Genomic DNA, 8,361 nt, shown 5'->3' on the forward strand with positions numbered 1-8,361 from the left:
TTTGTCCACAGAGAATCGCCATACGACTTCATAAAGTACGCTATTCATCCATGAGCATGTATAAAAATCCTGAGGAGGAAAATATCAAGAAACTGTAAAGACTGTCTAGCGTACTTAGTAAGATATAACCAACTAGATCAACATTTATATTAAATCGTCATTCAGAATGGTACGCATTGCGGTGAGTGTCACAATACCGTTATCAAAGCTACCACCTACGGGGTTCATAATATCTAGATAAAAGGTCTCATCTTCTTCTACCTTGTAATCACCCAGCACTTCGACTGCAATCACTGCATAGCTCTCATCATCATAAATATTGAGTGTTCCAGAGACCGCTAAATAATCTTCCCCTGCGGTCGCAGAGCCATCACGTGTTTGATAATCCACACTGAGAATCTCATCCGCCAAGCCACGATCACCATTAAAAGACACCATAAAGTAGGCGTAACTTGCACCGTTATTCCCTTCCTCCACTTCTAGCTCAACGTCAGCTGCTGTCTGAGGCGCATCTTCATAGTGATCGCGCACGCTCTGATCAATCCAGCGTTGGTAATAGCTCACCCGTTGCCAAGCAGCAATCTCACCAAAGCTACTATTATTCACCTCATCAATATCGGTGTCCGACCACCAAGTCGACACAGAGGCCGTATAACTCGCCACTCCCGCGATCAAACCATTAATGAATGCCGAACCACCACTGTCGCCTGGAGCAATTAGCCCTTCATCAGCGCCAAGCCCTAAATTATTCTCGCCTAACAACATACCCAAGGCATCGGTGGTCGCAGAGCCATTATCGAAGTCTGCTAGTAACTGTGTACCACTGACAGGCGTCCAAGAAATCTCACTTCCGAGACCTTGTTTGAACTCATCGCCCGTGACATCGAAGGTATTTTCAGCCTTATAACGAATCGAGTCAGTGCCGTTATAACGGGTGGCACTGCTGCCCAAGCCATATTGTCCATACCCTGCTGAGGTAAAGGTTTGGCCGACCTCATCGCTATCACGATAAATCTGATAACGCTCAGCTGTTGTCGGTGCTTGGTCTAACCAAAGAATCGCCAGATCATTATTGGCTAAGGCAATATTGGCGTTAGGGTGGACAAGATAATCAGAACTAAAAACACGCGTCTTTACGCCATTAATTAAAAAGGTCACCTCAGCGCTGGCAACCCCCTCTAGCAGATGGGCAGCGGTTAAAATCGCCCGACCATCATAGAGCAACGCCCCAGTTCCAACCGAGCCATTCGCGGCAATGCGAACCACACCATCGTAACCATTGTTGTAAGTACTGTAGCGCGTTGAAGAATAAGAAGACGCCGTGATCATAAAGCCACCCTATTTAAGAGAGGCTTTATAGTACCAAAGCGCTTCAAACAAAGCGTTTATTTATGTAGGAGGAAAGCCTACATCACCCAGCCTAAGGGCGGCGTAGGCAAGCTCGCAATTGGACGATAATTAGGATTTTGCAACATGCGTTTAAAAACACTGCGATGCCATAGAGGAGGGCTTGTTGGGCAAGGTTGATTATCACGCCAGACATAGCATATACGAGGCGCCAGTGTCGCATCGGCAAGCGTTCGTGCTCGGCGCTGCATGTGGATTTTACCCGTAATTGTCGGCGTCATTTCAAGCAGTCTAGACCAATGCCTACAACTGTCAGGGTCTGTATTTAACAGTGGTAATCGATCTACACGATAGTAAAGATGGGCTTTATTGAGATTTAGCTTTTTATGTAACCAATTAGACATAACGGAAAAGCTTAAATCCGCTAATGAATCCCTACGATAACCACCGCCAACGTCGCTATGCACGCCGGGTAACCATACCTCAGACACACGAGGATCAAGATTCATTAAGGTGGGACGAAACGCTAAACGTTGTTCATCGAGAGCCAGTAGATGCAATGCAGCATCAACACAATTCGGTAACCGGCCACCTTCTTCAAAAACCACTTCATTCCTAGGTCGCTTTGTCCGATTGAGATTCGGCAGTCCAATCGAAGCTACCGTATCCATTACCGCCTCAATTACAATTGGCTTCATTACATAAGGGTTAATCAGGGTAGCAAAACGTCTCGCCAAAGCTGCACCGCGACTGAAGCCAATCAGCACTATCTTCTCGATGGCATCATGATAGTGACACTGAAAATCGAACATAGCACGACTGAGAATCTGCGCTACATCGGCATTTTCAAAGGCAAAGGAAGCATTCAACCAACGCTCTAACGGACTACCATAGGTACCAATGCCAGAATAATAGAAAGATCGATTTGGCGAGCAAACACCCAAACGTCCATCAGACGATTTCAATCCTCCACCCATCAGCAAATGGGACTTTAAGACATTTGAAATGCTTTCGTCTTGATCATCCCGTGAATACGCATCTTCAGGCCCGTTATTAGTACCATCAAAATGAAAAAATAAGATCGTCATATTCCACTCCTATGCAACATCCTTGTTAGTCGTAGAGTAACCCTGCTAAGAAAAATTTATAAACAATATAACCTTACTATTTGCATGGTTTAATATTAAATATTGCCTTAGGACAATGTTTTGCGAAGGAAATGATTACTATGGAAGGCTACCCCAGTCCAATGAGATCTCTGGCTGGGGTGAAGATCCCCCTCCTATAAAAGGTGTGCTTTTGCTATGCTAATGCCCGCAATAGAGCCCCTTGAAGGATAGAAGTTTGAACCAGCCGATCAGCATGAGTTTTCACCAGCTCGAGCCTGCCTCACAAAGCAACGACAATAATTTCAATTTAATTCGCATGCTCTGTGCGTGGGGCGTTCTATTTGCCCACAGCTACATTCTTTCGGGATCAACGCAGCCGGTGATTGACCCATTTTATTACTTCTTCAATATTCATATGGGCACCTTTTGCGTCATTATCTTTTTTGCCATCAGTGGCTTTTTGATTCAACGCAGCATACTTCGCAGCAGTAGCTTGCTCAGCTATGCCAAAGCCCGCGCCCTACGACTTATCCCAGCGTTATTTATTGCGCTGCTATTAACGGTATTTGCCTTTGGGCCGGTTTTGACCGACTTATCAATCCATGAGTATTTTATAAGCCAAGAGACATGGCTCTATCTTTTGAATCTGAACCTACTCGATCCCGCAACACGCTTTAACTTACCGGGTGTTTTCCAAACTAATAACCCAATGGATTCGGTCAATGGTTCGATCTGGACGCTGCCATTTGAGACCTGGATGTATGTGATGACGGCCGTTTACTTTGTACTGCAGGCAACTGCAACGAAATACATCTGCCGCTATCAGCCTCTTATTAGCGTTCTCGGTATTCTTATCACAAGTGCTGTGATATTGGCCTTTGCGCAGCACTTTATTGACTCAAAACAGGTCGTTAACTTAGACATTCTGTTTTTTATCAGCACCTTTTTTGTGGGCGCTAATTTTTATAACTTGCGCCGCTACATTCCCTTATCTTGGTTGCTATCAGGTCTAGCATTAGCTGCGACACCGATATTAAAAGAGAGCCTGATCTATATCCTCTATCTGCCAATGGTGGTCACTTACAGCGTGATGGTGCTGGCTTATCGCTTAAATGGCAAAGTAAGAAGTTACAACAAGATTGGCGATTATTCTTACGGGCTGTATATCTATGCCTTCCCCATTCAACAGGGCCTGGTTCACTTCTTCCAATTAGACTTTATCCCTCTCGTGATCGCATCCACCGCACTGACCTTGCCTGTGGCGATGTTATCGTGGAAGTTTATTGAGTCACCTGCGCTTAAATTTAAAAGGTCAAAACCCGCTACTTGATCAATCTCAAAGCTTATTTATCAAACTTAAAAAGGACGTTATGTTTCAAAAATCTATCATCGCCTTAGCTCTTGTCTTAACTGCCAGCCACTCATTCGCCCAAGAAGCGACGCTAATCGCCCCCATGATCGAAGGCGCCACACTATGTCAATCTGCGATAGAGAATAGACAATTATTCAGCAGTGTTTCCGAAGGCATGAAATATTGCACTGACAGAAATGAAACAGGTAGCACACTACTGGAATCTAAACTGGCAAAACTTGGTCCAGCGACCAGTCCAAATGGACAATTTGAACTGGGTTATATGCTAGGCTTACCATTGCTTGCCTACGTAAAAATTGATGACCAAGGTGCTTTTAGCATTGATCAAGCTAGGATTAAAAATGACTTAAAACTGCTGCAAGAGTCTGATCGCAAAGCTGTTTTATACTTATTTTCCAATCACTTTATAAACTCAGACTATGCCGAGCAAGCCCGCCAGATCGCCAGTGATGCACATGAATTAATGACGCTCGCGGATGGCAGCAGCCCAGTGGATGGTTACTTCTCCTCCACCATTTACCCTTGGCGGGTCAACGCTCCTACATCAAAGTTCTCCCAAGCCCGCGCCTTAGCTACCAACGCCGTTATGGAAGAGCTATGCAGCATGCCAGAGAGTACCCAAGCAAAAGTCAAAGCCATCACTACATTGGGAGAAGTACACTACTTCTTTAAAAACTTTAAACAAGGTATGGGCTACAACAACGAGTATCGTATTACCGACTACAGCCCGGCATCGTTACAAGCGTTTCAAGATTGGTTAAAGGAAAAGTTTAATGACATCAGTCGATTAAACATGGCACTGAAGGCGGATTATCAAGACTTTAGCGAGATTCAATTCCCCAGCGAAAGTACCGTCGCACTTGAAAACAAAAATTCATTACTCGCCTATATTCAAAACTATGGAAAGCCAGACGTATCACGTCTCAAGCACATAGATCATAACGCCTATGGCTCAGTACCTTTTTTTGGCTGGGCAACCAGCCAAGATAACAACCCAATCGAAATTAAAGTTTATCTTGATGGCCGTTTTATCGATTATGCGCAAACAGGCCTGACACGTTTAGACGTTGCCCAAGCCTTAGACGATCTGGATGATGGTTCAACGGGCTACCGTTACGACCTTGATTACCGCAACCTAAGTAACGGTGAACACCAAGTGGAACTGCGCTTTGTACATCAAGGACAAGAGTACCTGCTTGAGCGTTATACTCTAGATGTCATAGCACCTGAAAGCGATGCAACACCGCAATCCACCACAAGCTTAGAGAATGTGCCGAGTATTCAAAGCAACCAGATTCGCTTTTCTGCGGACTATCCAAGTGGCACGATTAAAGTTCGCTATAACCCATTAGCGGAGCTTTGGCTAGCATTCAGAGAGTCTCAAGTCACCCATGAGATCGAGCACTTCGCTGATCTCATCGGGTCACACTGTATTGCAAAAGAGAAGATCTTCTCCCATCAGATTGCGCCCGATTTTAATCCGACTTGGAACAGCACACTGTTTGCTGCCAGCGGCTCATTGGAAAAGAATGATCACTACAACTTAGGCCTAAACCTCTACGGTGGAGCCATTTATAAAGACCAATTATTTGACTGGTTGAGCGCTCATCAGCAAACCCGTTATGGCATTCCAGAAATGCATCCTATGCTACCTGAAAAACCGGCCGTTCTTGCCGAGGCATTACAGCGACACCATCAGCATGGTGCAGTTTTCCTCTCACCATACTTTATGAGTTTGATACCTGACGATGTCATCATCGATCCAGCCCATGATAAATACCGCTTGAGCCCTATTAACCCAAACTATGGCTCAAAAGAGTTTTATCAAGCAATACAAATGGTAATGCAGAAATAGATCACGGCAAAGAAAAGGGACAACCTTTGAAAGAAGGCTGTCCCAGCCCGATTTAGCGCTTAATTAAGCTATTTTAAGCGCCTTCAAAATAGGCAATTGCATCTCTGAGAAAGTCGCAGCCTGCTCTGTTAACGCTGCAATATTCCCTTCTGCTGTTTCAATGGCTTGGCCTTCTTTAATCAAACGCTGTCCTTGTGCCGATAAAATCTGCCAAACAAACTGCGCTAGTTCAGTCGGTGTTTTCGCACCTTGCTGCAACGCCAATAAAAACAATTGCTGGAAGCGACCAACATTGACACCGCCACCGGAAACAGGACTTGCAAGGTAGTTGATGTCAGACGAACCTCTCGCACGCATCATCAGTTTCTGATTCAGAGCATCGGTCTGCTTTTTCGCTTTCGTGACTAACTTATCGTCCTGTACCGCCATCAGGGCACCTGCATGACTTAATACCGTAGCCACTTCACTAAGTTGCTGCAAACTGATCGACTGGCCTTCATTAGTCTTAACCGTTTGCTCTAATTGCCCTAGTGATTTTACCTTATGATCAGATAAGGCATCTAAAACTGGGCCATAAATAGCCTCATGAAAACTGACTTCACCTAAGCTGCCTTGTGCTTTGAGAGTCACTTCCGCTCGCGGCTTGGTGAGCACAAAACGTAGCTCGCGCAATTGTTCCACTTGCTCCAGCGCACTGATCTTGCGCGCGCCTTTGACCCAGTAGTCTTTACGAAATTGCTGGTTAATACAGAAATCTCGCACCGTTTGGCGAAATTGATCATCAGGGATACTGTTCAATAGTTGCTGCTGTTCCTGAGTCAGGTTCACGGAATCCATGCCGCCCAAATAATCCGCTGAACAAGCAAACTGCACCTTGGCTGACTCTAGCCATTCCGCCATTTTGGCAAACGCCATCGGCTGCCAGTCGCGGTTAAAGTACTCGTGGGCCACATAGTGACGATCTTGGCCTTTAATGTTTTTAATACGCTCGGCGATCTGCGGATTCGCTCGGGCATAGGCAGGATTCACAGCCAGCAGTTGCTCGGCAAAATTTAGGGCGCTATCAATGCGATTCACAATCCCAACCCCATCGGCTCCCATCACTTCCGAATGCTCAGTCAATAGATCACGCATCGGCACCATAGCCGCCCAACCAGGCTGAGTGTTATAACTAATATAAAGCACACCACCCACTTTTAGTTTACGACGCACAAAGTCGACAATCACCGCACGGTTGTCATCGCTGATCCAACTCCAAATACCATGCAAGCCAATGTAATCAAACTCAGGCAGATCATCGCGGCCACAGAACTCATCAAAAGCTTGATCATATAACTTGGCATCCGCTTGTGAGGTATTGGCAAGCTCTTGGGCAAAACTTGCTTGGGCAGGGTTAAAGTCTGTGCCGGACCAATGGGTCACCGAAGCCGCTGCATGGATATTAGCGCTCATCCCCTGGCCAAAACCAAGTTCACAGGCCGCGCCTACTTCAGGAAAAGCTAAACCGTTGCGCAAAAACGCCAACTTGATTCGCAGGGGGTTAAGTTCAGTGTAATAACCATAGGTATAGCCAATATCGGCTACATAGCCAGAAGTCCAATCGCTCATGCTTAATCCTTAATCCATCACATCTAAGAGGTAAATACTTTTATATAGATTCGGATTAGACCTAAGCAATAGCTACAAAAGTTCCCTTAAGAAACACTGTAATGAAATTAAATCATTAATTCTGGGAGCACTGTCCCAGCCCGACACTAATCTAGGCTGCAACAATGCCCCTTAAGCGCCTGCGCGCATGTTTAGCACAATAGTCCGCCATCACCTGCTCTGTCGCGACAGCAGAATAGGTATGCCGTTCAAACTCATTAGCGATCTTTAACCAACATTCCGAGGTAATATTTAAGCGCTGTAACACGGGCAAACAACTTAAGTCTATCGCACCGCGTTTACCTGACCTCAACACACGGCCAGTCAAATCAACCAGTTGCAAATAGTCCTGCAGCGCAAAGGTTAACCCCTCTGGCTGATGCTCTTTAGGATTCCCGACAAAAGGCATCAAATAGCTCGGCTGTTGTCCATTTTTCGCCGCTTTTACACGCTGTTTGATACTGGTGTAATCCGATACTTCTGGCGTTTCCGCCATCCCTGCTCGCACTGGATTTAGATCTACATAGGCCATACAAGCCGCCAAAGCCGCTTCATCTAGCAAAGCCTGGGACTTAAAACGCCCTTCCCAAAAACGCCCCGTACAACCATCCTCTTGGTTGGCACGACGGGCAATACTCTCGTTCAGTTCTCTCATATACCAACTGATATCTTGCAAGCGAGCACGGTACTCTGCGACCGTGGCATCTAACAATGGCTGTAAATACTCCGCCACAAAACCCTGTTTAATAAACTGCTGCGTGACCATGGTCCCTTTATGCAGTTGATGCCAACGCTCGACCACCTCGCGATCACTCCAGCTCTGCGCTTTATCGGCATTCACATGCAACACCACATGGGTGTGATTACTCATTACCGCATAGGCACACAGATCAACCGCAAACACTTGGGTAAGGAAAACCAAATACTCTTCTACCCAATATCGACGATGTTCGTAGCTTTTTCCCGTCATATTATCGTCACCACATAAAAACGCACGACGCACACAACGGGACACACAATGGTAATAGGGA

The 8,361-nt window shown here is 45.8% G+C and carries 6 protein-coding genes; 2 read left to right on the forward strand and 4 right to left on the reverse strand.

The genetic code is table 11. From position 1 onward, the window contains the following. Window positions 1–144: 144 nt before the first annotated feature. Together ACOSVP_RS18415 and ACOSVP_RS18420 are read right to left on the reverse strand one after the other, a co-directional pair. On the reverse strand, window positions 145–1,329 hold the full coding sequence (locus ACOSVP_RS18415; protein ID WP_487348947.1) for a Calx-beta domain-containing protein: 1,185 nt from the start codon (window positions 1,327–1,329) through the stop codon (window positions 145–147). 77 nt (window positions 1,330–1,406) lie between these two features. Next, window positions 1,407–2,435, reverse strand: coding sequence for a T6SS phospholipase effector Tle1-like catalytic domain-containing protein (locus ACOSVP_RS18420; protein ID WP_487348948.1), 1,029 nt, complete (start codon window positions 2,433–2,435; stop codon window positions 1,407–1,409). Between the two features lie 256 nt (window positions 2,436–2,691). Between ACOSVP_RS18420 and ACOSVP_RS18425 the strand changes: the two genes are divergently transcribed. Both ACOSVP_RS18425 and ACOSVP_RS18430 read left to right on the forward strand, forming a co-directional pair. Further along, window positions 2,692–3,786, forward strand: a complete 1,095-nt coding sequence (locus ACOSVP_RS18425; protein WP_487348949.1) for an acyltransferase family protein — start codon at window positions 2,692–2,694, stop codon at window positions 3,784–3,786. 40 nt (window positions 3,787–3,826) lie between these two features. Then, window positions 3,827–5,683, forward strand: a complete 1,857-nt coding sequence (locus ACOSVP_RS18430) for a beta-galactosidase (protein ID WP_487348950.1) — start codon at window positions 3,827–3,829, stop codon at window positions 5,681–5,683. A 63-nt stretch (window positions 5,684–5,746) separates the two neighbouring features. Here the strand turns inward: ACOSVP_RS18430 and ACOSVP_RS18435 are convergent, their stop codons facing one another. Together ACOSVP_RS18435 and ACOSVP_RS18440 are read right to left on the reverse strand one after the other, a co-directional pair. Next, a complete protein-coding gene (locus ACOSVP_RS18435; RefSeq protein WP_487348951.1) occupies window positions 5,747–7,291 on the reverse strand; it encodes a class I SAM-dependent methyltransferase in 1,545 nt (514 codons plus the stop codon). 151 nt (window positions 7,292–7,442) lie between these two features. Beyond that, window positions 7,443–8,361, reverse strand: a 919-nt coding sequence (locus ACOSVP_RS18440; protein WP_487348952.1) for a transposase, incomplete at its 5' end; no start/stop codon positions are given.

This window comes from Marinomonas sp. HM11-D, from assembly GCF_057626615.1.

Excerpts from the sequence above, each read along its gene's own strand:
- ACOSVP_RS18415 (WP_487348947.1), bottom strand. The coding sequence starts at position 1,329 with ATGATCACGGCGTCTTCTTATTCTTCAACGCGCTACAGTACTTACAAC.
- ACOSVP_RS18420 (WP_487348948.1), bottom strand. The coding sequence starts at position 2,435 with ATGACGATCTTATTTTTTCATTTTGATGGTACTAATAACGGGCCTGAA.
- ACOSVP_RS18430 (WP_487348950.1), top strand. The coding sequence starts at position 3,827 with ATGTTTCAAAAATCTATCATCGCCTTAGCTCTTGTCTTAACTGCCAGC.
- ACOSVP_RS18435 (WP_487348951.1), bottom strand. The coding sequence starts at position 7,291 with ATGAGCGATTGGACTTCTGGCTATGTAGCCGATATTGGCTATACCTAT.